Annotated in this window: 31 protein-coding genes; 12 read left to right on the top strand and 19 right to left on the bottom strand. The window is 41.9% G+C overall.

The annotated features are described in order from the left end of the window. Positions 1–286: 286 nt before the first annotated feature. The 3 genes from V7K62_RS07610 to V7K62_RS07600 all read right to left on the bottom strand — a co-directional run bounded on the left by V7K62_RS07610 (position 287) and on the right by V7K62_RS07600 (position 1366). Positions 287–502: a type II toxin-antitoxin system HicB family antitoxin gene (locus V7K62_RS07610; protein WP_334863258.1), complete on the bottom strand. Its 216-nt coding sequence runs from the start codon at positions 500–502 to the stop codon at positions 287–289. Between the two features lie 13 nt (positions 503–515). Further along, the gene (locus V7K62_RS07605; protein WP_334863256.1) at positions 516–962 is read right to left on the bottom strand and encodes a DUF29 domain-containing protein; all 447 of its coding nucleotides are present in this window, start codon (positions 960–962) and stop codon (positions 516–518) included. An 89-nt stretch (positions 963–1051) separates the two neighbouring features. Next, complete coding sequence (locus tag V7K62_RS07600) at positions 1052–1366, bottom strand: type II toxin-antitoxin system MqsA family antitoxin (protein WP_334863254.1); 315 nt, start codon at positions 1364–1366, stop codon at positions 1052–1054. Between the two features lie 283 nt (positions 1367–1649). Here V7K62_RS07600 and V7K62_RS07595 point away from each other — a divergent pair, with 283 nt between their 5' ends. Both V7K62_RS07595 and V7K62_RS07590 read left to right on the top strand, forming a co-directional pair. Beyond that, a complete protein-coding gene (locus V7K62_RS07595) occupies positions 1650–2033 on the top strand; it encodes a toll/interleukin-1 receptor domain-containing protein (RefSeq protein ID WP_334863252.1) in 384 nt (127 codons plus the stop codon). Further along, entirely contained in the window at positions 2030–6046 is a 4017-nt protein-coding gene (locus tag V7K62_RS07590) for a HEAT repeat domain-containing protein (protein WP_334863251.1), read from the top strand. The genes V7K62_RS07595 and V7K62_RS07590 overlap by 4 nt, the downstream gene beginning before the upstream one ends. Before the next feature lie 148 nt (positions 6047–6194). Here V7K62_RS07590 and V7K62_RS31495 read toward each other — a convergent pair whose 3' ends face one another. The 3 genes from V7K62_RS31495 to acnB are packed head-to-tail and all read right to left on the bottom strand — an operon-like array spanning position 6195 to position 9311. Further along, the gene (locus V7K62_RS31495) at positions 6195–6329 is read right to left on the bottom strand and encodes a type II toxin-antitoxin system HicA family toxin (protein ID WP_442937237.1); all 135 of its coding nucleotides are present in this window, start codon (positions 6327–6329) and stop codon (positions 6195–6197) included. Continuing rightward, a complete protein-coding gene (locus V7K62_RS07585) occupies positions 6322–6588 on the bottom strand; it encodes a type II toxin-antitoxin system HicB family antitoxin (protein ID WP_334863249.1) in 267 nt (88 codons plus the stop codon). The genes V7K62_RS31495 and V7K62_RS07585 overlap by 8 nt, the downstream gene beginning before the upstream one ends. A 59-nt stretch (positions 6589–6647) precedes the next feature. Next, positions 6648–9311: a bifunctional aconitate hydratase 2/2-methylisocitrate dehydratase gene (gene acnB / locus V7K62_RS07580; protein WP_334863247.1), complete on the bottom strand. Its 2664-nt coding sequence runs from the start codon at positions 9309–9311 to the stop codon at positions 6648–6650. Between the two features lie 293 nt (positions 9312–9604). Between acnB and V7K62_RS07575 the strand changes: the two genes are divergently transcribed. The 4 genes from V7K62_RS07575 (at position 9605) to V7K62_RS07560 (ending at position 12155) form a co-directional block, all read left to right on the top strand. After that, the gene (locus V7K62_RS07575) at positions 9605–9925 is read left to right on the top strand and encodes a 2Fe-2S iron-sulfur cluster-binding protein (RefSeq protein WP_334863245.1); all 321 of its coding nucleotides are present in this window, start codon (positions 9605–9607) and stop codon (positions 9923–9925) included. A gap of 147 nt (positions 9926–10072) precedes the next feature. After that, positions 10073–10252: a hypothetical protein gene (locus V7K62_RS07570; RefSeq protein WP_334863243.1), complete on the top strand. Its 180-nt coding sequence runs from the start codon at positions 10073–10075 to the stop codon at positions 10250–10252. Positions 10253–10382: 130 nt separating this feature from the next. Next, on the top strand, positions 10383–11450 hold the full coding sequence (locus V7K62_RS07565; RefSeq protein ID WP_334863241.1) for a DUF3326 domain-containing protein: 1068 nt from the start codon (positions 10383–10385) through the stop codon (positions 11448–11450). Between the two features lie 108 nt (positions 11451–11558). Continuing rightward, positions 11559–12155: a CPBP family intramembrane glutamic endopeptidase gene (locus V7K62_RS07560; protein WP_334863239.1), complete on the top strand. Its 597-nt coding sequence runs from the start codon at positions 11559–11561 to the stop codon at positions 12153–12155. A gap of 188 nt (positions 12156–12343) precedes the next feature. Here V7K62_RS07560 and V7K62_RS07555 read toward each other — a convergent pair whose 3' ends face one another. Beyond that, positions 12344–12481, bottom strand: a complete 138-nt coding sequence (locus V7K62_RS07555; protein ID WP_334863237.1) for a hypothetical protein — start codon at positions 12479–12481, stop codon at positions 12344–12346. Positions 12482–12929: 448 nt separating this feature from the next. Between V7K62_RS07555 and V7K62_RS07550 the strand changes: the two genes are divergently transcribed. Next, on the top strand, positions 12930–13550 hold the full coding sequence (locus V7K62_RS07550; protein ID WP_334863274.1) for a CP12 domain-containing protein: 621 nt from the start codon (positions 12930–12932) through the stop codon (positions 13548–13550). A 154-nt stretch (positions 13551–13704) separates the two neighbouring features. Here V7K62_RS07550 and V7K62_RS07545 read toward each other — a convergent pair whose 3' ends face one another. The 7 genes from V7K62_RS07545 to V7K62_RS07515 form a co-directional block, all read right to left on the bottom strand. After that, positions 13705–14820, bottom strand: coding sequence for an LptF/LptG family permease (locus V7K62_RS07545; RefSeq protein ID WP_334863235.1), 1116 nt, complete (start codon positions 14818–14820; stop codon positions 13705–13707). Between the two features lie 227 nt (positions 14821–15047). After that, complete coding sequence (gene lptB, locus V7K62_RS07540; protein WP_334863233.1) at positions 15048–15776, bottom strand: LPS export ABC transporter ATP-binding protein; 729 nt, start codon at positions 15774–15776, stop codon at positions 15048–15050. Between the two features lie 30 nt (positions 15777–15806). Beyond that, positions 15807–16304 carry an LptA/OstA family protein gene (locus tag V7K62_RS07535; protein ID WP_334863232.1) on the bottom strand — a complete coding sequence of 166 codons (498 nt, stop codon included), beginning with the start codon at positions 16302–16304 and terminating at the stop codon, positions 15807–15809. 266 nt (positions 16305–16570) lie between these two features. Next, a complete protein-coding gene (locus V7K62_RS07530; RefSeq protein ID WP_334863230.1) occupies positions 16571–16963 on the bottom strand; it encodes a DUF309 domain-containing protein in 393 nt (130 codons plus the stop codon). After that, positions 16960–17325: a ferredoxin thioredoxin reductase catalytic beta subunit gene (locus tag V7K62_RS07525; protein ID WP_334863272.1), complete on the bottom strand. Its 366-nt coding sequence runs from the start codon at positions 17323–17325 to the stop codon at positions 16960–16962. Before V7K62_RS07525 ends, V7K62_RS07530 begins: the two co-directional genes overlap by 4 nt. 206 nt (positions 17326–17531) lie before the next feature. Continuing rightward, positions 17532–18692: a DUF58 domain-containing protein gene (locus V7K62_RS07520; RefSeq protein WP_334863228.1), complete on the bottom strand. Its 1161-nt coding sequence runs from the start codon at positions 18690–18692 to the stop codon at positions 17532–17534. A 64-nt stretch (positions 18693–18756) separates the two neighbouring features. Next, on the bottom strand, positions 18757–19041 hold the full coding sequence (locus V7K62_RS07515; RefSeq protein WP_334863226.1) for a type II toxin-antitoxin system RelE/ParE family toxin: 285 nt from the start codon (positions 19039–19041) through the stop codon (positions 18757–18759). Between V7K62_RS07515 and V7K62_RS07510 the strand changes: the two genes are divergently transcribed. The 5 genes from V7K62_RS07510 to V7K62_RS07490 are packed head-to-tail and all read left to right on the top strand — an operon-like array spanning position 19035 to position 20570. Beyond that, positions 19035–19478: a DUF29 domain-containing protein gene (locus V7K62_RS07510; protein WP_334863223.1), complete on the top strand. Its 444-nt coding sequence runs from the start codon at positions 19035–19037 to the stop codon at positions 19476–19478. The genes V7K62_RS07515 and V7K62_RS07510 overlap by 7 nt on opposite strands. Positions 19479–19529: 51 nt before the next feature. Further along, entirely contained in the window at positions 19530–19691 is a 162-nt protein-coding gene (locus V7K62_RS07505) for a hypothetical protein (RefSeq protein WP_334863221.1), read from the top strand. A gap of 51 nt (positions 19692–19742) precedes the next feature. After that, on the top strand, positions 19743–20036 hold the full coding sequence (locus V7K62_RS07500; protein WP_334863218.1) for a DUF433 domain-containing protein: 294 nt from the start codon (positions 19743–19745) through the stop codon (positions 20034–20036). Next, the gene (locus V7K62_RS07495; protein ID WP_334863216.1) at positions 20033–20404 is read left to right on the top strand and encodes a DUF5615 family PIN-like protein; all 372 of its coding nucleotides are present in this window, start codon (positions 20033–20035) and stop codon (positions 20402–20404) included. Before V7K62_RS07500 ends, V7K62_RS07495 begins: the two co-directional genes overlap by 4 nt. Beyond that, positions 20391–20570, top strand: a complete 180-nt coding sequence (locus V7K62_RS07490) for a hypothetical protein (RefSeq protein WP_334863215.1) — start codon at positions 20391–20393, stop codon at positions 20568–20570. The genes V7K62_RS07495 and V7K62_RS07490 overlap by 14 nt, the downstream gene beginning before the upstream one ends. 69 nt (positions 20571–20639) lie before the next feature. Here the strand turns inward: V7K62_RS07490 and V7K62_RS07485 are convergent, their stop codons facing one another. The 5 genes from V7K62_RS07485 to typA all read right to left on the bottom strand — a co-directional run bounded on the left by V7K62_RS07485 (position 20640) and on the right by typA (position 24246). Continuing rightward, a complete protein-coding gene (locus tag V7K62_RS07485) occupies positions 20640–20849 on the bottom strand; it encodes a hypothetical protein (protein ID WP_334863212.1) in 210 nt (69 codons plus the stop codon). A 60-nt stretch (positions 20850–20909) separates the two neighbouring features. Continuing rightward, positions 20910–21152 carry a YgiT-type zinc finger protein gene (locus V7K62_RS07480; protein ID WP_334863209.1) on the bottom strand — a complete coding sequence of 81 codons (243 nt, stop codon included), beginning with the start codon at positions 21150–21152 and terminating at the stop codon, positions 20910–20912. A gap of 4 nt (positions 21153–21156) precedes the next feature. Continuing rightward, on the bottom strand, positions 21157–21453 hold the full coding sequence (locus V7K62_RS07475; protein WP_334863206.1) for a DUF4258 domain-containing protein: 297 nt from the start codon (positions 21451–21453) through the stop codon (positions 21157–21159). A 99-nt stretch (positions 21454–21552) separates the two neighbouring features. Beyond that, a complete protein-coding gene (locus V7K62_RS07470) occupies positions 21553–22326 on the bottom strand; it encodes a DUF6585 family protein (RefSeq protein ID WP_334863204.1) in 774 nt (257 codons plus the stop codon). Positions 22327–22455: 129 nt separating this feature from the next. Beyond that, positions 22456–24246, bottom strand: coding sequence for a translational GTPase TypA (gene typA / locus V7K62_RS07465; RefSeq protein WP_334863202.1), 1791 nt, complete (start codon positions 24244–24246; stop codon positions 22456–22458). Positions 24247–24388: the final 142 nt, after the last annotated feature.

The raw sequence follows: 24388 nt of genomic DNA, 5'->3' as shown, positions 1-24388 counted from the left end.
TTTAATCAAACAATGGCTAAACCTTTTAAGTGGACTTATAAGGGCAAAGTTTTGGCTATTTAATGGTCTGCTTATTTCCGCCGTACTGTACTAGTTCCAGACAATATTACTCATATTAAAGGTGGACAGTTAATCTTTAAAAAATCAGCGAACGATGAGATAATTGTTGATGACATTAAACATATCATTAATCAAGCGTTAAAAATATGGCTCGAAAGAATCAGTTAAAATAAGTTGAGTTTTAGCTTGGTTTTAATGCAGTGAAATCTAATATTATGTATTTACCTTAAACAAATAAAAATTCATGTAATTCATCTATTGAAACGGTAGATTTATAAATATTACTTTCAGACTCATAAACCACTTCAAAGGATTCAATTGCTTCTTTCAGTTTTTTAATTGCATCTTCTTGACTATTTCCCTGCGCGACAATACCATTTTCTAAACATAAAGCAACCCAATAGCCAGAATCTTTTCGGAGTACAACGGTGTAAAAATTCATTCTTTCCTCCAAATTAATAACTATTTTTTAAGGTTTCTTCTAATGTCAACGGAGATTCTTGAGGAAAGAAATTTAATTTAATCCCTGTTTCATCAGATGCTTTGAGACGAGCTTTTTGATAACAATCGTCAAATACTTGTACAAGGAGAGGTTGCAAACTGGGACTATCTTCTAATAATGTTTCAAGACAGATACGTTGTTCAGAAATAGTACTACGCCAACTTTCACTACGTTTTTCTGGTTGATATTGCCATTTCAGCAAGTGCATTAATAGCACAATTAATCTATTTTTTAACTCGCGTTTTTCACTTCTCCCCATGCTTTCAATTTCTTCAATTAGATTAGGTATATCTATTTCATTAAAATTATTTTCTTTTAACTGCTGGGCAATTGTTTGTGTCCACAAGTAAAAGTCTTGTTCATAGAGATTTTTCTCATTGATAAAATATGGACTGGTCATTAATATTCCTCTTGGAAACGCTAAAAATTAGGTGGACATAACACCCACCTAATTAAACTATACCAACAAAGCCTGCTCTTCCTTAGAAATCACTTGCCCTTCGTCTGTTGTGTAGAAGTCAATAAATTATTAGTGAGAGAATAGCTGAAGCAACAGTTAATTTTGGGAACTATTGATAATCCAAAAGTAGCTACTTCCACAGGACGTTCAACAGCTAATTTTTTACGGTTAGTTTTGATTTGTTCAATTTTGTGAAGAGTTTCAGTAGTTAAATAACTTTCGCCGCAATGAGTACAAGTTATCACTGGAATGTTTTCTATTACTAGCAGGTCTTTACCCTTACCGTAAGTTCTAGTAATTTGACGGATTTTGACACCTTCACTTCCACAAATATCACACAGCATTTGCCGCTTTCCTGGTATTAGGGTATGTATATAGTAAGTCTACACACTTGGGGATGTGAGGGTGCGATCGCTTGACAATATGATGTAATCGGACTTGTAACGCAATTGGGGTACAATCACACATTTTGTAATTCAAATAGCCACTTACCAAATTGCCTGACGTCAAGGTTGAGGTGAAAGTAAAGGCTTAATTATAAATTTTAACATTTTATTTGATATGAGTTTTTAAATTAACCAAGTATACTGAAATTCAAGTATAGATTAAATATTAACTTGTTATGTTATGGCTAATGTTTTTATAAGCTATCGACAAATTGATACCGAGCCAGCTAAAAAACTAGCTTCAGAAGTAGCTAGTGCTGGGCATCAAGTTTGGTTTGCTGAATGGAAAATCGATGTTGGTGATTCCATTGTTGAGCGCATTAATGAAGGGTTGGAAGGGCTAAGTTACTTAGTATTGTGTTACTCTTCATCTGATATGTCGCTGTGGGTAAATCGTGAATGGATGTCGATTTTAGCGCAGCAACTGAGTGGACACGGTGTTAAAGTTTTACCCGTTTTGCTGACAGGAGGCAAACCTCCTGCCATTTTGGCTGATATCAAGTATGCTGACTTAATTAAAGACTGGTCTAAAGGTGTATCTGATTTGCTAAAAGCTATCAAATGAAAGAAATACTTCAGCAGGTTATTATAGCCCATGCAAAAGGAGAAGAGGAGTTTGCTGAAAAATTAGCAGAACCCATTCGAGAAGCTGGCTATGAAGTAGCTCATCGTGGGACGGTTATGGTGGGAGAATCTTTTACCGAAGAATTCTCAAAAGCTTTGAGTAACAGCAGTCCCGTCATACTGTGTGGAACTTGCAGAGCAATGGGCAGTAGATGGGTAGACAAAATTGTCAATGCAGCCAGAGAAAACTCTGGATTGAAAGTCTTCTGTGTTCAGATGGAGGATGATGCCAACATAGATAAAGTCAGCTTTGGTGAACGGATTGCTGAATTTTGGAAAAATCCCAATCAAGCCATACAAGATTTAATTGCTGCTCTGAAAAAATATTATCCTTTGCAAGCAGCTGACAATTATGTAAAGGGGGGAAATGACGCAGAGCAACGTTACCGAGAACTGGCTTTGGAGTCCTGCGACATTATCGACTTGGCTAACTTACCAGAGTCCGATCGCCATATTGCCACCCAGAAACTGTTACTACGTCAGCTTTACGTAGCACTCCGCGTTCAAGTAGAAATTGTCTGCAAAGCTGAAGTTGATGAAGTAGAATTAGCGGCAATTGAAAAGCGCCGCATTGCGATGCAGCGTAGGAGAGCAGGCTGGAGTAGTCTAGAAAAAGACGAAAGAGAAGATAGAGGTAAGCGGGTTCCTGTTGGAGAACGACTGGCTAAGGCTAGACGATTAGTCGTGCTGGGAGATCCAGGGGCAGGAAAGACTACTATGATTCGTTGGATTACCACAGCTTACTTGCTGCGGCTCAAACAAGATCCAGACTGGAAAGATTTGCCTGATGTATCTACACTTCCTGATGAGGATTGGCTACCAATTATTATCCGTTGTCGAGATTTGAAAGATGACAGCCTTAGTGGTTCACTAGACGATATTCTGCATTACACCTTGCGTAAAGCCGAGATGAGCGAGCCTGAATGCACTGCTCTGCGTGGCATTTTAATACAAAAACTTCAACAAGGTACAGCACTGTTACTTATAGATGGCTTGGATGAGATCACAGATTCTCTTTTACGAGCTAAATTCTGCCAACAGATTGAAACAATTTGTGACGCATACAAACAAGCCCCCATAATCGTTACCTCCCGTATTGTTGGCTATCGGGAAATGAACCACCGCATAGGACAGTTTGAGCATGTTATAGTAGCCGAACTGATAAAAGAAGATAAAGATGATTTTGCTAGTCGCTGGTGTGATATTACCGAATTACCAGAGCGAAAAGAAAAGGCAAAAATAGAATTGATAAAAGACATTCATAGTGCTGACCGCATTGAGCGTCTCACTGGGAATCCAATGCTGCTGACTACAATGGCGTTGGTTAAGCGTAAAGTTGGTAAACTGCCGACTCGCCGACATAAGTTATATGCACAAGCAGTAGATGTACTACTGAATTGGCGCTCTGAAGTAGACAAACCTATAGATGATGATGAAGCATTACCGCAATTAGAGTATATTGCCTATGCCATGTGTGATAAAGGAGTACAGCAGCTTCGGAAAGATGAAGTGATAGAATTATTTGAAAAGTTTCGGGAAGAGTATCCGAATCTTCATGACGTAAAAAAACACACACCTAAAGAATTTCTGAGTTTGTTGGAGCGTCGCACAGGTATTTTAGTAGAAGCGGGTGTTATTCCACATAATGGCAAAGACATTTCTGTATTTGAATTTCGTCACCTCACATTTCAAGAATACTTGGCAGGATTGGCACTTGTGCAAGGTCATTTCCCTAACCGCAATCGCTCTCTCAACCTTGCTGACTATGTAGCCCCACTTGCTGCCAAAATTAATGAAGTGCAATCTGATCATCCTGTTAGCATTCCCAATCAACAAGAAGTAGTGGTAACTGAAAACTGGCGAGAGGCACTGCGTCTTTGTGTAGCGTCCTGCAATGATGATGATGTGGACAATGTTTTGGGAGCTATCCTCAAACCACTTGAAAAAGAAAAAGAAGATGCTCAGACTACAGCCCGTCCCCGTGCAGTGCTGGCTGCTCTGTGTTTAGCTGATGAACCTAATGTAAGTGAACAAATGGCAATGAAAATATTGCAAGAGTTTGTTAGGAATATTGGTGAGTATGACGGCAATGCACCATTTTCGCAAACTAGTGTAGATACTGCTGCTAGAGAATTAGCTGAATCTCAGTGGGCAGAGAGACTGTGTTCCCTCCTTCTCCAGGAATTTCAACGAAGAGAAGCAAAAGTTCGCGGTGGCTGTGGTGGTCTTTTGGGAATGATTACCACAAAATCAATGTCAAACAAGCCGGAAATTATCAATAAATATTATGTGGAACAAGTATCCCGTCTTAAGTTAAGTCAAGAAGAATCTATAGAGGCAGCCTTTATCATTGAGCAAATACTTAGGAAGATACTTCTAATTTCCCGAAATCTTCAGCACTTTTCTTATGTTGTACCGGGAGTAGTAGATCCGTTGCTAGAAATGCTTACGGGCAGCCCCCCTACTTCCCATGCTGCGGCTAGAGTACTGCGATTATTAAATTTTAATTTTCATCGTAATAGAAAGCCTTGGCAACCATCAATAAAAGAGAAGGAGCAGTTAATATCTTTTATCAGTAATCCAACATCTGATACACAAGCATTGGCTCTAATATGCAGAATTCTAGGTAACGAACGTGAAAAGGAGGCAGTTGCACCCCTGATTGCCAAGCTCAATGATGCCGATAGCGATGTGCAGCAAGCAGTAGCATCAGCATTGGGAGAGATTAAGGATGCACGAGCATTTGAACCTCTAATTGCCAAGCTCAATGATCACGATAGCGAGGTGCGGCAAGCAGTAGCAAGGGCATTGGGAGAAATTAAGGATGCACGAGCATTTGAACCTCTAATTGCCAAGCTTAATGATGACGATATGCATGTGCAGCAAGCAGTAGCAAGGGCACTAGGAGGGATTCAGGATGCACGAGCAGTTGAACCCCTGATTGGCAAGCTCAGTGATTCTGATAGCTTTCTGCGGCAAGCAGTAGCATGGGCATTGGGAGAAATTAAGGATGCACGAGCAGTTGAACCCCTAATTGCCAAGCTTAATGATGCCGATAGTGATGTGCGGCGAGCGGTAGCAAGGGCACTAGGAGAGATTAAGGATACACCAGCAGTGGAACCCTTAATTGCTAAACTAAATGATGCTGATAGCGATGTGCGGCGAACAGTAGCAAGCGTACTTGTGAATATCAAAGATGCAGCAGTGGAACCCCTGATTGCCAAGCTCAATGATGTCCATAGCGATGTGCAGCCAGCAATAGCAAGCGCACTAGGAGAGATTAAGGATGCACGAGCAGTTGAACCCCTAATTGCCAAGCTTAATGATGCCGATAGCGAGGTGCGGCAAGCAGTAGCAAACGCACTAGGAGAGATTAAGGATGCACGAGCAGTTGAACCCTTAATTGCCAAGCTTAATGATGCAGATAGCGATGTGCAGCGAACAGTAGCAAGGGCACTAGGAGAGATTAAGGATGTACGAGCAGTTGAACCCCTGATTGCCAAGTTCAATGATGCCGATAGCAATGTGCAGCGAGCAGTAGCAGGGGCACTAGGAGAGATTAAGGATGCACGAGCAGTTGAACCCCTGATTGCCAAGCTCAATGATTCCCATAGCGATGTGCGGCGAACAGTAGAGGAAGCACTAGTACAACTTGGGGATGCTAAGACTATACAAAAGTTACTAAACAGGTTGTCATCTGAGAATCAAAATACGAGGGTAATAACACTCAAAGCATTATCTTGGATTTGTCAGGATAAAATAGATCGCAAGCTGCTTTCTAGGGATGTTGATGCTCTTGACCCGTTTCTAGATCCTGAAAAAGAGATTGATGAAGAACGAGTTAATTATGCTGCTGCTGAATTAGAAATATCCGTCGAGGATGTACGTATCCGTTACCAAACACTTGCCCAGCAATTTGGTCTGAGATTGAACTTTACTACAGATGCTTCATGAGATTACTAAATGTCATGGCATAACATAAAAATACTTAAATTTATTTAACTTAAAAGACTTTCAATTTCCTCATCAGTAAAACCAAATTGCCTAAAAATACGCAAAACATAAGCAGGAGACATTTCTCTTGCACCCATATCTATAGGAACTACTTTTTTTTATGATCAACTTCACGAGTATATAAACAATGGTCGCCTTTTCCTTCTCTATGAAATGTACAACCCGCTTGTTCTAAAAGCTTAATTAACTCCTTTGGTTTCAGAGAAGGTATATTTTTAGGCATAAACCTTTCTTAATTCATATATCTCTAAATCTTGTTCTTTTTCTTCAACAAATAAAAACTCATGTAATTCATCTATTGAAATAGGAGATTTATAAATATTACTTTCAGATTCATAAACACTTTCAAAAGATTCAATTGCTTCTTTCAGTTTATTAATTGCATCTTCTTGAGTATTTCCCTGCCCGACAATGCCGTTTTCTAAACATAAAGCAACCCAATAGCCAGAACTTTTTCTAAGTACAACGGTGTAAAAGTTCATTTTTGTTTACCTGTTGATGTTATATAATCAGGTGGGCATTGCCCACCCTACTTTACTTACTAACGCAAACTACTAGCTGGCATGCCCAAAATATCCTCAAGCCTCGGCATGTCTTCCAACGCAATCACGCGCCCTTCATCCTCAAAACCGAGGATTTGATCAAAGTTCAAATACCGATACAAATCATCGGCAAAAGGCTCAATTCTACTCGCTACAACATCCAAATATTCCTGCACTGTGGGAAGCCGTCCCAGCAGCGCACAAACTGCGGCTAATTCTGCTGAACCAAGATACACTCGCGCATCTTTACCCATGCGATTATTGAAGTTACGGGTAGAGGTAGAAAACACTGTTGTCCCATCAGCAACTCGCGCCTGATTACCCATGCACAAACTGCATCCTGGTATTTCTGTTCTAGCACCCGCAGCCCCAAAAATGCTATATACACCTTCTTCTTTTAATTGGTGTTCATCCATGCGGGTTGGTGGTGAAATCCACAGCCGAGTTTTAACTTCACCTGCGCCTTCCAAAACTTTCGCTGTTGCCCGATAATGACCAATATTCGTCATACATGAACCGACGAATACTTCTTGTACTGGATCATTAGCAACTTCCGATAATAATTTAACATTATCGGGGTCATTGGGAGCAGCAACAATTGGTTCTTTGATTTCGTTCAAATCAATTTCAATTATTTCGGCATACTCCGCATCGGCATCGCCTTCCAATAACACGGGATTTGCTAACCATTCTTCCATCTTTGCCACACGGCGCAGCATGGTACGCGGATCGTGATAGCCCCGTGCTATCATATTTTTCAGCAGCGCGACGTTAGAACGCAGATATTCAGAAATTGTCTCTACACTCAGCTTAATTGTACATCCGGCACAAGAACGCTCGGCACTAGCATCGGTGAGTTCAAAGGCTTGTTCAACTTTTAAATCTGGCAAACCTTCTATTTCCAGAATTCGCCCGGAGAAAACATTTTTCTTATTCTGCTTCTCTGCTGTCAGCAAACCTTTTTGAATTGCGACGTAGGGAATGGCATTCACGACATCGCGCAGGGTGATACCTGGTTGCAATTCACCTTTAAATCTTACTAAAACTGACTCTGGCATATCTAAAGGCATGACACCCAAAGCTGCTGCAAAGGCCACTAATCCCGAACCGGCGGGGAAGGAAATACCCAAGGGGAAGCGGGTGTGAGAGTCGCCGCCAGTTCCCACAGTGTCGGGTAGCAGCATCCGGTTTAACCAAGAATGGATGATACCATCACCGGGACGGAGGGCGACTCCGCCACGAGAAGCAAAGAAGTCGGGGAGTTCGTGATGGGTTTTGATGTCTACTGGTTTGGGATAAGCAGCAGTATGGCAGAAACTTTGGATAACTAAGTCTGCACTGAAACCAAGACAGGCGAGTTCTTTCAATTCATCGCGGGTCATGGGGCCTGTGGTATCCTGGGAACCAACCGTTGTAATGATGGGTTCGCAAGATGTGTTGGGACGCACACCAGGTAATCCGCAAGCTTTACCGACCATTTTCTGCGCTAGGGTGTAGCCTTTACCTGTATCAAAGCCTTGCTGAGGACGGGTAAAGACGGTGCTGGGTTCTAAACCGAGTGCAAGACGAGTTTTGTCGGTGAGGGTACGTCCAATAAGTAAGGGGATGCGTCCACCTGCGCGGACTTCATCAAGGATGGTGTCAGGTTTAAGGGCAAAGGTGGAAATGACTTCGCCTGTTTCGTTGGTGATTTCGCCTTTGTAGGGATGGATGGTAATTACCATGCCGGTTTCAAGTTGGGTGACATCGCACTGAATAGGCAAAGCACCGGCATCTTCGGCTGTGTTAAAGAAAATAGGCGCGATCGCACCACCTAAAACATAACCCCCAGCGCGTTTGTTTGGCACAAAAGGTATATTATTTCCTGTATGCCACAATACGGAGTTGATGGCAGATTTCCGCGAGGAACCAGTACCAACTACATCTCCTACGTAAGCTACAGGATGCCCTTTTTTCTTCAGTTCGGCAATGGTTGCCAAGCTTCCCGGTTGCCGTGACTCTAACATCACTAAGGCGTGTAAGGGAATATCTGGGCGAGTTGTGGCGCTTTGGGCGGGGGATAAGTCGTCGGTATTGGTTTCGCCAGGAACTTTAAAAACGGTGACAGTTATCGCTTCTGGTACTGTGGGGCGAAGGGTAAACCATTCAGCTTCCGCCCAAGAGTCAATCACCCGCTTGGCGAAAGGATTGGTTTTAGACAACTCTAAAACATCGTGGAAGGCGTCGTACACCAAAAGGATTTTACTTAAAGCGTTGGCGGCGTAGGCGGCGATGGGTTCCTTTCCTTGTCCGCCCATTACTAGAGGTGTTTGAGATGAGTCTGAGAGGGATACGGTGGGCAATTGCAGCAAATCAATTAAAGATTGCACATTGTAACCACCGATCATTGTGCCCAGCAATTGCACCGCTTCTATGGGCGCAATCAACGGACTGGTGATTTCCTCCTTGGCAATGGCGGTGAGAAATCCAGCTTTCACATAAGCTGCCGGATCAACACCAGGAGAAACGCGATCGCTCAATAAATGTAATAATACATCCTCTTGACCCTTGGGCGGATTTTTCAGTAATTCGCACAGTTCAGATGTTTGCTTTGCATCTAATGGTAAAGGGGGAATTCCCAGTGCTGCTCTTTCAGCAAGGTGTTTACGATATGATTCCAGCATTCTTAACTCCACTCCAAATATTTAGCCAAACAAAGTTTTAAGTGTGTATCATCACTTCCCTAGTTTTAGGGACATTCAACCTCACAAGTCTTGACAAATAGAATTAACAGCAAGTGAGTCTCCTTGCTTTTAGTTTTTTGTCTAGCAAGGACTTATAATTATCACTGTATATCTATTTTTCCTGATAAACCTCTTTGAAAATAATTCTCTTTTCGTCTTTGTTAACTTGGTAGTGTGTCTATTTATCAGATAAAATAACTTATTTGTCCTCTGTGTCACGCAAGTGATTGTATATGCCCAAAACTTACACCGTAGAAATTGATCACCAAGGCAAAATTCATACCTTGCAAGTTCCTGAAGATGAAACGATCTTATCAGTTGCCGATGCTGCTGGTTTGGAACTACCGAGTTCTTGTAATGCAGGTGTTTGCACAACTTGCGCCGGTCAAATAAGCGAAGGAACTGTGGATCAAGCTGATGGTATGGGCGTTAGTCCAGATTTGCAAAAGCAAGGTTACGTGTTGCTTTGTGTTGCCAAACCCCTTTCTGATTTGAAACTTGAGACAGAAAAGGAAGACATAGTTTATCAGTTACAATTTGGCAAAGACAAATAATCTGTGAACAGTTATCAGTATATTGGATGATTATTCATCGCTGAATAACTGTTCACTGACATTACCAAATCTGATCAATCACATAAGTATTTCATCGCAACTGATATCAGCTATTCTAGAAACTACAAATCAACAGGATTTACTAAGATGACAACTCATTTTATTACCGCAGAAATTGATTTACAAGAAACTCCCGCCGAATTACTACAAGTAATTGAAACAGAGTTGAAGAAACAAGGCGAACCCCTGCGTTGGGCAATTACTTCTGTGGACGTTGAGGAACAAAAAGCTACAGTAGAAGCCGTGGTGACTACACCTAAGAGTTAGGAGTCATTCAATTTTAGATTTTGAATTTTAGATTTTGGATTGAAAGAAAAATCTAAAATCTAAAATTCCAAATTTGCAGAGTTAGGAGTTGATGACTTCTGATTCATAAATTCATCACTCATAACTTAAGATGAATCGTCCATACACAGCTATCTTAATTGTACCAACTGGCGTTGGGGCTGCCATTGGGGGTTACGCCGGAGATGCTTTGCCTGTTGCCAAAGTTATAGCACAGGTTTGCGATCGCCTAATTACTCACCCCAATGTCCTGAATGGCGCAAGTTTGTACTGGAATCTTCCAAATACTTTTTATGTTGAAGGTTACGGGCTTGACAAATTCGCCTCTGGATGCTGGGGTTTACGTCCAGTCCGCAGCAATAAAGTAGGTTTGCTTTTAGACCAAGCTATTGAGCCAGAGTTGCGACTACGACATATACAAGCAGCAGATGCAGTTAGAGCAACTCTGGGATTGACTCTAACAGATTATGTAATTACTGATGCACCATTGAATGTAGAATTACGTACTACAGGATCGGGAGCTAGTTGGGGAACAATTGGCAACCCGGATAGCTTGTTAAGAGCAGCTGAGATATTAATTAACAAAGCGGGGGCAGAAGCGATCGCAGTTGTTGCCCGTTTCCCCGATGATATGGATCAGGAGGCAGTACAAAAATATCGCCAAGGTGAAGGTGTCGATTCTTTAGCGGGTGCAGAAGCCGTAATTAGCCATTTGCTAGTGCGAACCTTTCAAATTCCTTGCGCCCATTCTCCCGCCCTTTTGAGCGAACCGCCACAACCTGATTTATCTCCCCGTTCCGCCGCCGAAGAATTGGGCTATACCTTTTTGCCGTGCGTCCTTGTCGGATTAAGTCGTGCCCCACAATTTATAATAGAGAAAAGACTGATTGCATCAGAGAAAGAAGATATTTGGGCAGATGAAGTGGATGCTGCGATCGTACCTGCAACTACCTGTGGTAGCAGTGCTTTACTGAGTTTAAGCCAAAGACAATGCCAAATAATTACAGTAGAAGAGAATAAAACTATTATAAAAGTTCCTCCCCAACCCTTGGGGATAAAATCTATACAGGTAAACTCTTATTTAGAAGCAGTAGGTGTATTGGTAGCACACAAAGCAGGTATCAATCCCTCGGCTCTCCGTCCTAATTTATTACCTTTGCAGTCGGTAGTTAGTAGTTAAAAGGCAGGACGCAGGAGGCAGGAGTTAAAAGTTAAAATTCATACTAATTCCCTGAATTACAGCTAAAAATTATTCTCCCCTGCTCCCCCCACTCCCCCAAAAAAACCCGTGATTGAACAACAAAAGCAAGAGCCAGAAATTCCATACCTGACGCGCATCCAAGTACTTGGGGCGATGGGAGCGACTGCAATCATTTTGTTGATAGTCGCCAAACTTTCGTTATACTTTGGCAACTTTTCGCTATTTTCTTGGGACTTGAACCAAAGAGAGTTGCTGCAAGGTGTAGGGTTGGGGTTCGTTATCACTGCCTTAAGTGGCTTAACTTATCGTTTATGGGCTGCCTACCGTAAAAGTGCAGATTATTACCTAGAAGTGGTATTGAAGCCTTTAGCTTTACCAGATTTAATTTGGCTGGGGTTACTACCAGGGTTGAGTGAAGAATTATTATTTAGAGGTGTAATGCTGCCAGCTTTAGGCTCTGATCTGACAGCTGTAATTGTATCCAGTCTTTGCTTTGGCATCTTGCATTTTAGCGGTTCTCAACAATGGCCTTATGTGATTTGGGCAACAATTGTCGGGATGATATTGGCATATAGCGCCCTGCTCACGGGCAACTTATTAGTGCCAATTGTTGCTCATATTATTACTAATTGGATTTCTAGCTATTTCTGGAAAATCGGGCAATTGGCGGCAATTAAAAAATAAAGGATCTTCAATACTGAATATGCTAAATCAATCTACGAAAAAGTTAATTCGATACAAGCTTTTTAAGGTACTACGAAGTAAATATATTTAGGTACTCCGCACAATTACAGCAGATTGCAACTTATCTACGAGAGGCTACGCCAAGGTTAAGTACAGATAATCGTAGGGGCACAACATGTTCATGCGTGTCAACTTAAGCTGAAAGCCTTTTCAAATCTCGTTTCCAGCCTCTGGGCTGGAAATGCTGCTCCTGGCGGCTCTGCCGCCAGCAAGGGAGGCGGAGCCTCTAGAACAGCATTCCCAGTCGGAGACTGGGAACGAGACAACGAGACAATCTCTAAAAGCTGGTTATAGGCTGGCTTTCACCTTACGTTGACACCAATGAACATGTTGTGCCCCTACCCGTGTACTTGATTTACCTGAAATACGCTGTATCATTATTATTCAGAATATTTTGAGTATTTTAACCAATTGATAAAAAGCCATACTAAAGATATTGCTAAGATAATTTTCCTTGTTATCGCGTCCCCTTCTCGGTCTATTCCCATTGATCATTTGTTGATTAGCAGAATGCGATCGCAATTTATGCTTAGTTTTTAGGCATTGGTTACATTGGATAACATCAGAAGTTGACAACTGGTCTAATTTATTGTTGTAGCTGGGCAAAAGTTCAACTTTTTTTACTTTCTAGTTAGCCAACTGTGCGCTGCAATACTTCGATACGTCCATGAGGGCGCAGTGCTGCACCGGACTATTAACCAGGAGACTACAGCAATGATGAAAGCTGAAGATATTATGACCAAAGATGTAGTTACCATTCGCGGTTCGGCAACTGTTGCTGAAGCGGTGGGGCTGATGAAGGATAAAGGATTACGGGCGTTGGTTGTGGATCGTCGCTATGACAATGATGCTTATGGCATTGTCACAGAAACTGATATTGTGTATAAGATAACAGCCTACGGTAAAGATCCAAAGCAAGTCCGGGTTTACGAAATTATGAGCAAGCCCTGCATTGTGGTCAATCCTGATTTGGGTGTGGAATATGTAGCGCGGTTATTTGCTAACACTGGTATTCATCGCGCACCTGTGATTCAAGGCAAGCTGTTGGGCATCATCTCGATTACCGACATTTTGACCAAAAGCGACTTTGTGGAAGCGCCAAAAGCGTTACAGTTGGAGGAGAGAATTCAAAAATCAATTCAGCAGGCTCGTGCTATTTGCACTGAACAAGGTGCTTATTCTAAACCCTGTGCAGCTGCCTGGGATGAGGTAGAAGAACTTCAGGCAGAAGCAGCTCATCAGAAATCTGAGGGTATGGTATCAGCCAAAGTCTCTTTTGAAGAATACTGTAAGGAAAACCCTGATGCACCAGAATGTCGAAATTATCACCCGTAATTGAACTGGGGAGATGAGGAAGAATAATAGACATCTGATGAAAAAGAATGTAGAGACGTAGCAGTGCTACATCTCTACAAGGGTTATGGATAACGCATATTTAATTACACCAGATGTTTAATAATTGTTTGTGTGCTTCCTCATCCCCTTGAATTTACCGTCTGGCAACTCGCATTAATAAGAATAGACCTATTCCCAAAAAAAGAAAGTTGGGCAACCAAGCCCCCATAAAGGGAGAGAGGACACCTGCTTGTGCGATCGCCCCACTAATAAAGAAAATTAAGTAGTAGGAAAATATCACTACGACACTAATCCCAAAGCTGGTACCCCTCCCAGTTCGCTGGGGTATGCTTCCCATCGCTGCGCCTACTAAGCCAAAAACCACGCATACAAAGGGCAAGGATATTTTTTGTTGAATCCGCACTTCCAGTTTACGAATTTTTTGGCGATCGCCACCGAGAAGTTCTACTTCTAGTTGCTGTAATGCTTCAGAAATATTCATCTCACCATAGTCTCGGCTTTTTTCTACCAGACTTAATGGGGTGCGCGGTAGTTGCAGTTGTTGGTGTTCAAATTTGACGATGTTGCGATAAGAGCGATCGGCAGCAACAAAATAGATTGTACCGTTGTAAAAATCCCAGACATTTTCAGAAGGATTCCACTGAGCAGATTCTGATACCACAATTTGATTCAGATTTTTTGTTGAGCGATCTATAATCGTCAAACCTGTCATCCGCTTACCATCAAATTGGTCGGCGTAAAACAAGCGTGTCAATATCCGATTCTTAGAGCCATCCCCCTGGACAACATCTTGGTATTCAGGATAGAAAATATTTTGCTGTTTTAAAATTGGCTTGTCTGATTTAAGCGCTTTATCCAAAGTCATCGCCGCTTGATAATTTGCTGCTGGTGCAATTTCTTCGTTAAACACAAATGTCAATCCTGTAACCACAAGACTTAACATCACAGCAGTTAGCACCATACGATAGACACTTACGCCACAACCACGCAGGGCAATTAGTTCGCTCTCGCTAGAAAGACGACTGTAGGTCATCAAAGTAGCCAGCAGCGTAGACATGGGAAAGGCTAAAACGATAAAGTTGGGAAATTTTAACAAAAAAACTTGAATAGCAATGTCTATGGGTAGCCCAGATTCTACGATTTTTCTGATCAGATCAAATACAGCATCAATGGTGACACCAAGTGATGAAAAAGCTCCGACACCAAAGAAAAACGGCGCTAACAATTCGCTGGCAAGGTAGCGATCCATGATCGTAAAAGGCAGCAGCGAATAGAGACTGTTGAAATACGTCAGCTTCTTTGAGATCATAAGCAACTTTAAAATTTAAATATTGGCAACCCTGGCAAAGCCAAGCATCTCTACTGTGTTTAGTATCAAAATTAAATTCTTGATGGCTGAAAATTAACTAATAAATTTATGCTGAAGAATAAAAAATCAAAATGTCCTTTGAAATTATTAACTAAATAATTGTTAATTTAGACTTGAAAATTATCCCCTAAATAATATTGCCGCACGAGAGGGTTGCTGTAGAGTTCGTCAGCAGCGCCAAAAGCGAGGATTTGTCCCTCACGCATGATGTAGGCGCGATCGGTGATCGCGAGGGTTTCGCGGACATTATGATCTGTAATTAAGATTCCCATGCCGCGATCGCGCAGTTGTGCTACGATTTGCTGAATTTCTGAGACTGCGATCGGATCTACTCCCGCAAATGGTTCATCCAAAAGTAAAAATTTTGGCCCTTCTCGTCCAGCAGCTAAAGACCTTGCTAATTCCGTCCGCCGTCGTTCACCACCAGAAAGTTGAATTCCTTTACTCCTAGCTAATTTTTCCAATCGAAACTCCCGCAGTAAAGTTGTGAGTCGTCTTGACCACTCCCATCGTGGCACATGAGTTTGCTCTAGCACCAAGAGAATATTATCCTCTACTGACAGTTGGCGAAAAACACTTGCTTCTTGTGCTAGATAGCCAATACCCAGTCGTGCCCTTTTATGCATTGGCATTCCCGTCACATCCAAATTACCCAGCCAAACTTTTCCTTGATTGGGTTTTTCTAAACCTGTGGCAATGTAAAAGGTCGTCGTTTTACCAGCCCCATTGGGGCCTAGTAAACCAACGACTTCGCCTTGAGCAACAGAAAGATTGACACGATTGACAATTACTCGCTTGCCGTAAGATTTGTGAATATTCTCTAAAACAATTTTCACGCTGGAGGCACCCTTTCTTGATGGTAGATGCTAATTAGAAGGCTTGAATACTGGTGTCTTTGGGGCAGGTGTCGCAGTTTGCCCATTATTATTTGATTCCTGCACCATGTAGATCGACTCTACCTGACGGTTGGATTGGGGTAAAGCAACAAATCGCCCTTCGTCAATTAAATAGGTTACTTTCTCCGCCCGAATACTGTTACCGCCCTGTTGCAAAATATAGACGTTGCCACTGAAATCAATTCGGCGTTCTTTACTAAAGTACTGTGCTTGGGCAGATGTTGCCTGAATCTGGCGAGCCGGATACAACATTTGCACATTACCACGAGCGGTGACTACTTGATTTTTAGCGTCATATTCTTGCACATCAGCGCGGATAGTCAGGGGGCGATTTGCCTCAGATGTTTGTGCAGTCGCGGTTTGCAGTTGGGTAGGGAAGGCAAAAGCGCCCAAGAGTGCAACTGGCAGCATTAAAGCTAATCCAAAGCGACGCATTTGTGATCTGGGCAATTGATAGCAGGGCATCATAGCAATTGGGGATTTAGGATTTCAGCTTGCATTCTAATTATCTCAAGTACTTTATCCAGATATGAAATATACAATCTGGAGTGATTTACGATAACTACTGGCTGAAATAGTGACGCTACTCCCAACCTCAAGGTTTCAGGGAATTGGCATCTGAATGAAGAGTGCTGAGTTCTGAGTGCTAAGTATGGTGAAAATGACGTAAGCACAATTCATAAATTTTGCCTACTAGGGATTTCCGGCAACGCATAATTTATTTTTGGAGATGTCTAATCAGTAGTTAGCACAATTCTAGGCAAAGATAAGACTTGATTTTCACCCAAATCACCAGATGTAATCAAGTCTGGCCCTATTTGTTGTAATGTCGTCAACAACACTGCGCTCTGACTCAATAGCTCATCGACATCAACACCGCCGTAACTAGATGGGTAACGGCGTAGGCGATTGCTGCCTTCTCCAAGTAGAATTACAGCACCTCGCCAGTTCCGATTCTCCAAATGATACAGTGCCACAGCAATTTGGAGAATTCCTTGATAAAAGGTTTTTTCCGGTTCGCCAGCTTCAATCCACAAAGCCTCTAAAGTGTCATGACAGGCATAGAACTGGCCCGAATTGAACTGTTCTATGCCTTGCCAAAACTCTTGGGGGATGGTTTCGCTCATCCCATAGTGTCTCGTACTTCTTTGATTGTTTCGAGAGAGATTTCTTGTTTTTCTCCAGCAAACTCGTTGTCAGAGGTGAGGAATAACATGCAATGGCACTCTTTGCGTTCTCTCATTGGCACACAAGGACAGTTCCAATATGTGGCGTGAATCTCAGCTTCTTTATCTTCGTAATGGCGACAAGGACATAAAGGCGCACCTAGATCGTCTTTATGTTTGGCTAGTCCTTCAATCACAACCGCAGTGACAGAAGGTTCAGAACAGAAGTATGTTCCAGTACGCTTGGCGTATTGTTCGGAAAAATGCCGCATTGCCTCTAGGCTTTTATCGCTGGATTTTGTGTTATGTTCTGATGTGATCATGTCGCTCATAATTTAAATATTTCTTTGCATTGTACCTCAGCCTCATTAGGGGATTACTGGGTGTATTTCCCCAATCTTACCTGCTCAAATTGTCTTACCTTCGCTCAAAGACTGATATATCCGGTGTGCTGGGATCAGAGAAAATCCCAGAAATCGCAGAGGGTTAACTTGTTAGCAGCCTTTGAAATTATAAAATTTGAATTGATTTATGAATGTAATGTTTTTTGTAGTTGGGGTTGCAGTGGGCCGTCGCTTTGTAAAACTATACCAGGGTGTTCCCGATTAATTACCTCTGGTTCTGCTGCTGAGGAAGTATTTGGCCACAAAACCCAGCGACTACCTTGAGGAAGAGTAGCAAGGCTTAGGGGGTTTTGAGTCAGCCAAATCAAGGGATAGCTTTTAGGAACTACTGAACTGGCATCTTCTACGGCTGTGGTTGCTGCTAAGGTTTCTAGAACAAAACGTTCGCCTTTAATTAAACTTGTTGATGCTGTCCAGAGTTGCACCTGTAATTGCTGTTGATGTGCATAAAAGTACAGCGATGCTGCGGCAATTACTGCTTGTTCAAAGTTTTCTTCTTGCCAATTGCTAGCACTGTCAAGGGCAATAACTATTTCTTGTCCACCTGTAACCATTTCCAACTCCCGCACCCTTAATTCGCCATAGCGGGCGCTAGTTCGCCAGTGAATCAGACGGGTGGGATCTCCGATACGATAAGGACGGAGCGATCGCACCAGCCCCGTTGTCGCTGTCTGCAAGGGTCTACCACGAGGATCGCCCCTTTTGCTCTCTTCTTGCCCCATTTCATCCACTAGGGGGCAGGTAGCCAAGGGTAACACTGTGGGATAGACGATCGCTGTAGCAGCACAATCACGCTGACGGCGACACCAGAACAATCCCAAAGGCGCACCCGAACCCAGTTCGACTGTGTGCCAGCGATAAACGCCCCGGCGCACAGTCGGGTGGTAATATACCCAACGGTAACTACCTTGGCTAGGAATTGTTTCGATTGCCTTTTGTACTGGTTTCCCTAAGACGAAGGGCAGTATATCTTCAACTTGCAATAAGCTTACAGGCTGCTGTGTCTGATTGCAGATTTCTAATTCCACCGTTAGATCGTCGCCTGCTGACACTGGTTGCATGGGACGACGGGTGATAGATAGACCTGTGAGCGATCGCGGCGGTAAGATGGCTGCTACACCCAAAAGGGCAAAACTGATGCCGCTAATGGCGTACAGCCAACCAGCCATCGTATTGATACCTGCGCCAAAAAAACAAATAGCCGTTGCTGCTAGTACCCAACCGCCATAAGTAGGGGCACAAGCGCGGGTTTCTAACCAATTGGTGATGGGTTTGATGATTTTCATGTTTCTTTTTTAACCCAAGACCACCCCAAATTCACAGTGTCTCAGGGGTTTGCCAAAAAAGCTTTTAGCTGGATTCCTCAAAAAGAGAGGGAAAGTTACGACGACCACTGACAACCCGCAGAATTTCGATACCATCATCTAGCACTTTGTAGAAAACAATATAGCCTTGCAAGGATACACCTCGGAGGTCTGGACGAATTTTTGCGTAACTTTTACCACTGTTTGGAAAGGCAACAATTTGTTGACACTTGCGGTTGAATTCACTGAAAAATCGCTCTCCTGCTTCAGGAAATTTATAATTGTATATGATTAAATTATGGAATGTAGGTAGAAGGTGAAAATATGACAATTACTACCAACTTAAAGCAACTCTATGAAACCGATGAGAATTTATGGTTAGAAGAAACTATTGAATTATTAAAACAAAAACAGTTTAACCAACTTGATTTAGAAAACTTAATTGAGGAATTAATCAGTTTGGTGAAAAGAGATTTAGCTAAAGCCAAAAGTCTTTTAAGGCAAATTATTATTCATATATTATTACTCCAATATTGGCAGGTAGAATATGAAAGAAACTATCGTCATTGGATTGGAGAAGTTAAAACCTTTAGATATGACTTAAATAATCATTTAACGACGAATTTAATAAACAAGTTACAGAATGATTTAGAAAATATTTATCAAAGTGCGGTTGATTATGTGAAAATTAAAACCGATTTAACTATTTTTATAGAAAAGTGTCCTTACACTCTTGTTCAATTATTAGATGAAAATTATTTACCTTAAATATATCAGTCTTATCTGATTTTGGTGAAATGAAAGCAGTAGCGAGAGGCGATGTCTACGACGGGCTATTCGGCGTCGCACTATGAATCTATGGTTTGGCGATCGCTTTCTGTAAGAATGTCTGCTGGAAGGGATTCAGTCAGGTCGCTTAAGCAGGTTGGTCTGGTTGCATCTGTAACTTTGTTAGAGCCAGAACTGCTAATGTATTATTAAACTATGGAATAGACGTGGAAGATTCATTGATTCAGTTAGAGTAGAAAAAACATGGTAGCAATAGTTGATATTGGAACCCTAATTGTGAGGACACCTCAAGTTGCTGGAGGTCGCCCTTGCATTGCTGGTACGCGCATGACTGTTCAAAACCTTGTGATGGATTCTCAAGCAGGCTTATCTCCTCAAGATATTGTGACAGAATATCCACATTTATCTCTAGCGCAAGTTTATGCGGCGCTTGCCTATTACTATGCTAATCAGGAGGCAATGGATAGAGAAATTGCTTTATATCAAGCAGAATGTAATGCGCTGGAAACGAAGTGGATGTCAGGTAATTTTGCATGAGTCAAATTCGCTTCTATTTAGATGAAGATGCTGGCAAGAAATCTTTAGCTAATGGCTTACGCAATGCAGGGATTGATGTAATGACAACGGCTGAAGCAGATAGATTAGGATCATCTGATGATAGCCAATTAATCTGGGCAACGGAACAGAGACGAGTTATTTATAGTTTCAATGTTGGTGATTTTTGTCGATTGCATAAAGCTTATCTCCAACAGCAACAAAAGCATTCAGGTATTGTACTTGCTGCGAAACAGAGCTATGCAATTGGAGAACAGTTGCGAGGCTTGTTAAAATTAGCAGAAAGTGTAGAAGCCGAGGATATGGCAAATCAATTAGTGTTTCTAAGAAAATATATTGAAAATTTTTAACCTGCGATCGCTTTGTGTGAAAATATGCAAAGGAGCGATGTCTACGACGGGCTATTCGGCGTCGCACTGTAAATCTATGCTAGGGTTTGGCGATCGCAGTTTCACGAATAGCCATCACAATTACTTCTGCAAAAATTTTTATTCTGCTAGTTTACCATCTGAATAATTCTCTATCAGATTACCTGCCTGCTGTCTCAACGATTGCCCCTTCATAAATTTGCTCTCTGAATCCAGATCAGGTCGTTGTGTTAGGCTGCTGGCGCTGGGCGACCTGGATTAACAACCTTAATGCCTCATTCACTGCTTCATCGTTGGGAAAAGCTTGGGCAACATCGGGAGCTAAAAGCACTAGGTTAGTTTTTGTACTATACCGTTCAACATATTTACCTCTAACCCCGCTTCCCATTTGAGCGAAGTCGTACTCAGGACGTAATTCATCTTCCATTTCGTTTTCAACTTCCTGTCTTTACTGATAACTTGAGGATCTAACGTTACGCGGCGTTGATTATGCTGATTCTAGATGAGTGACCGGAATTTGTTCGGTTCTTTCAGGCGGTTTGGCTCCAGTTGCAACAGCATGAACAGCATGAACAATATCGGCAGAATAGTACCGATTGCCACAGATATCACAAACACCAATTGTCACATCTTCGAGGATGACAAATCCATCTCTATGTTTAAATGCCTCGCGCTTTACAATTCGAGGTTGAACAGTTCCTTCGCAATACTCACATCTATATCCATACATACGGCTAGCCTTGAGCTTCAGTGACTTCATAAACAGTGATAATCAAATAACGTCCGTTGCTTGCGAAACGCCCAACAATCCCAACAGGCGTTTGTTGATCTAATGCAGTTCCTACTACTATATATTTTGTTCCTCTTGGGTCATCTTTTTCAACTCGAATCACTTGACCTTTCAGAACCGCCTCTTCCACATCTAAAATCGTCAACATATCCTCAGCCATTTCTTCCATTGCATGGGCTGACATATCGTATTGGCGGAGTCTAATCTTTTCTCTGATACGGTCAATATCGCTGCGAGGCACTTGTTTGTTCAGATAACATTCAGCTAATCATACCAAGTCTTAAGTACAAAAAATTATACCTTGGTTAAGAGATAAACTAAATCAATTTGATAATAAAGATTAAGGTATTGCACTGTTAAGGATTGTATTAGTCATTTCTATAAAAATATATAAATTGTAGATTGTCGATACTTCCGTAACATACCAATTCTTGTCTAGCCAACTACTATTTCTTTTCCTGATGTAAAGTTTTCCTGCGGAAACATCTATACGTTCAACTTCTAACCAAGGTAGTGTTGCGTTTTTAACTTTTATTCCATGTTTACTGATTGTTATTTCTCCAAAAGTAACCTCTTGTCCTACAGCATAATTAAACTTGAGGCTAGGCATAAGGTGTTTAAAAAGTTCATAATTTAAATACTTACCTAATTCCTCATTAGCAATTATTTCATCAATAATTATTCTATTACCATCTTTAGTTTGAATGGTGTATTCATAAGTTGTTCTACCATTAGGAATTATAAAGTATAGATAATATCTAGCACTGTACTGCCATAGTGCGACAATATCACTAAAATTTATAACTCTTGTTTTATTATGGTACTGATACACTAATCCTTTGTCATATACAAATAAACGGCCATTTAATATATTTATAATTACGTATACCAAAACACCAGAAACTAGAAGACATCCTAATCCTATAATTAGGTGGAAACTTCCTTGCGGCAACCCAACTATAAATAATGGAAAGACACCGAATACAAAACCAAAGCAAATAAAAACTAAGGTACTATTAATAGTCGTACTCAGTTTTCTAGAAAATTTTGGCCTAAATTCTTTGACCAACTTTCCTAATATAGGATGATTTAAGTGCTGCTTACTCTGGTTCATCTTTAATATACATCAAATATTATTAGACTTCTATTGATTGTTATACCCATTTTAAAAATGATTGTTACACACCTAGCAAACAAAAAAGCCCGCTTATGCGGGCTTTTTAAATCAATTAGATAACTTTACTTACCGTTTCGCCAACTTCTTCGACATCTTCCGCAGACGAATCGATTGGGGTGTAACTTCCACCAATTCATCAGCCGCGATGTATTCCAAAGCACGCTCTAAGCTCATGTCTATCGGTGCTTGCAGTTGCACTAATTCATCGCCACCCGCTGCGCGGTGATTGGTTAACTGCTTGGTCTTACAGATATTTAGTTCCAAATCTTGGGAACGAGTGTGTTCGCCCACGATCATGCCTCTGTAAACCTTTGTACCGGGAACAATAAAAAATGCTCCTCTATCTTCGGCATTTCTCATGGCGTAGAACGTAGAAACGCCTTCTTCAAAAGAGATTAAAACGCCTTTGTTACGGGCTTCAATGTCGCCACTCAGTTGACGGTAATCTAAGAAGCTGTGATTCATGATGCCTTCGCCACGAGTCATCCGCATGAATTCACCCCGGAAACCAATCAAACCACGGGCCGGTATGACAAACTCTAGTTGGGTGCGATCGCCACTACCTGGTTGCATATCTTGCATTTCGCCTTTGCGTTGTCCCAGGCGTTCGATACAGCTACCCACACCATCAGCAGGAACGTCTAACACCAAAAGTTCAAAGGGTTCGCAAGGTTGACCGTTGACTTCGCGGTAAATTACCTGTGGCTGAGATACCTGAAACTCGAAGCCTTCCCGACGCATGGTTTCAATTAAGATACCTAAGTGCAGTTCCCCACGACCGGAAACTAGGAATTTATCGGGTGAATCGGTTTCTTCAACACGCAAAGCCACGTTGGTTTCAAGTTCGCGGAATAAGCGATCGCGTATTTGACGGGAAGTCACCAACTTACCTTCTTGACCAGCAAAGGGCGAATCATTCACCCAGAAGGCCATTTGCAAGGTTGGTTCATCCACTTTAATTAGTGGTAAAGCTTGCGGTTCATTGGGATCAGTAATCGTTTCCCCAATATAAGCATCAGCGAAACCAGCCACCGCCACAATATAACCTGCGGTGGCTTCTTCCATGTCTATCCGCTTTAGTCCTTCAAAGCCCATCAATTTGGTAATTTTACCCTTGACAATGGTGCCATCTTCTGTAATTAAAGCTGCTTGTTGTCCTGAGCGGATCGTACCGTTGTGAATTCTGCCAATCACAATCCGTCCCAGATATTCTGAATAATCTAGGGTTGTAACTTGTAATTGCAGAGGCTTAGTGCTGTCGCCCACTGGTGATGGAACGTGTTTCAGAATCGCATTAAACAGGGGTTGCATATCTACCGATTCTGCTTCCAAGCTGTCTTTAGCAAAACCTGCCATACCGGAGGCAAACAGATATGTAAAATCACACTGGTCTTCATCTGCCCCTAATTCCAAGAACAGATCCAAAACTTTATCAACAGCAATGTGGGGGTCAACTTTACCACGATCAATTTTGTTGATAATAACGATGGGGCGCAGCCCTTTTTCTAAAGCTTTTTTGAGGACAAAGCGTGTTTGGGGCATGGGTCCTTCGTTGGCATCGACAATCAGAAGACATCCGTCTACCATGCCGAGTACGCGTTCAACTTCGCCGCCAAAGTCAGCGTGTCCAGGAGTATCAACAATATTAATTAGTGTTTCTTTGTAGCGAACCGCCGTATTTTTGGACAGGATAGTAATACCCCGTTCCCGTTCTAGGGCGTTGGAGTCCATAACGCAATCCGGAACGTCTTCGCCTTCGCGGAAAATGCCGGATTGTTTGAGGAGTGCGTCAACCAGGGTGGTTTTGCCGTGGTCAACGTGGGCGATAATGGCGACGTTGCGAATTGGGAGCGTCATAGAAACTTTTGGTGAACTCTAGAGGGGGTTTTGATATTTACATTTGAATGCTAGGCTTTTTTAACAGAATTAGGTATGATTAGCAAAACTCTGTAAAGAACCTTTAATAATTCTAGCGTAATCGTCACAATTGCGGTGAGGT

Source organism: Nostoc sp. (assembly GCF_036917935.1).
Classification (GTDB): domain Bacteria; phylum Cyanobacteriota; class Cyanobacteriia; order Cyanobacteriales; family Nostocaceae; genus Nostoc.
The sequence above is the reverse complement of the archived record's forward strand: the minus strand, read 5'-3'. Positions and strand labels throughout refer to the sequence as shown.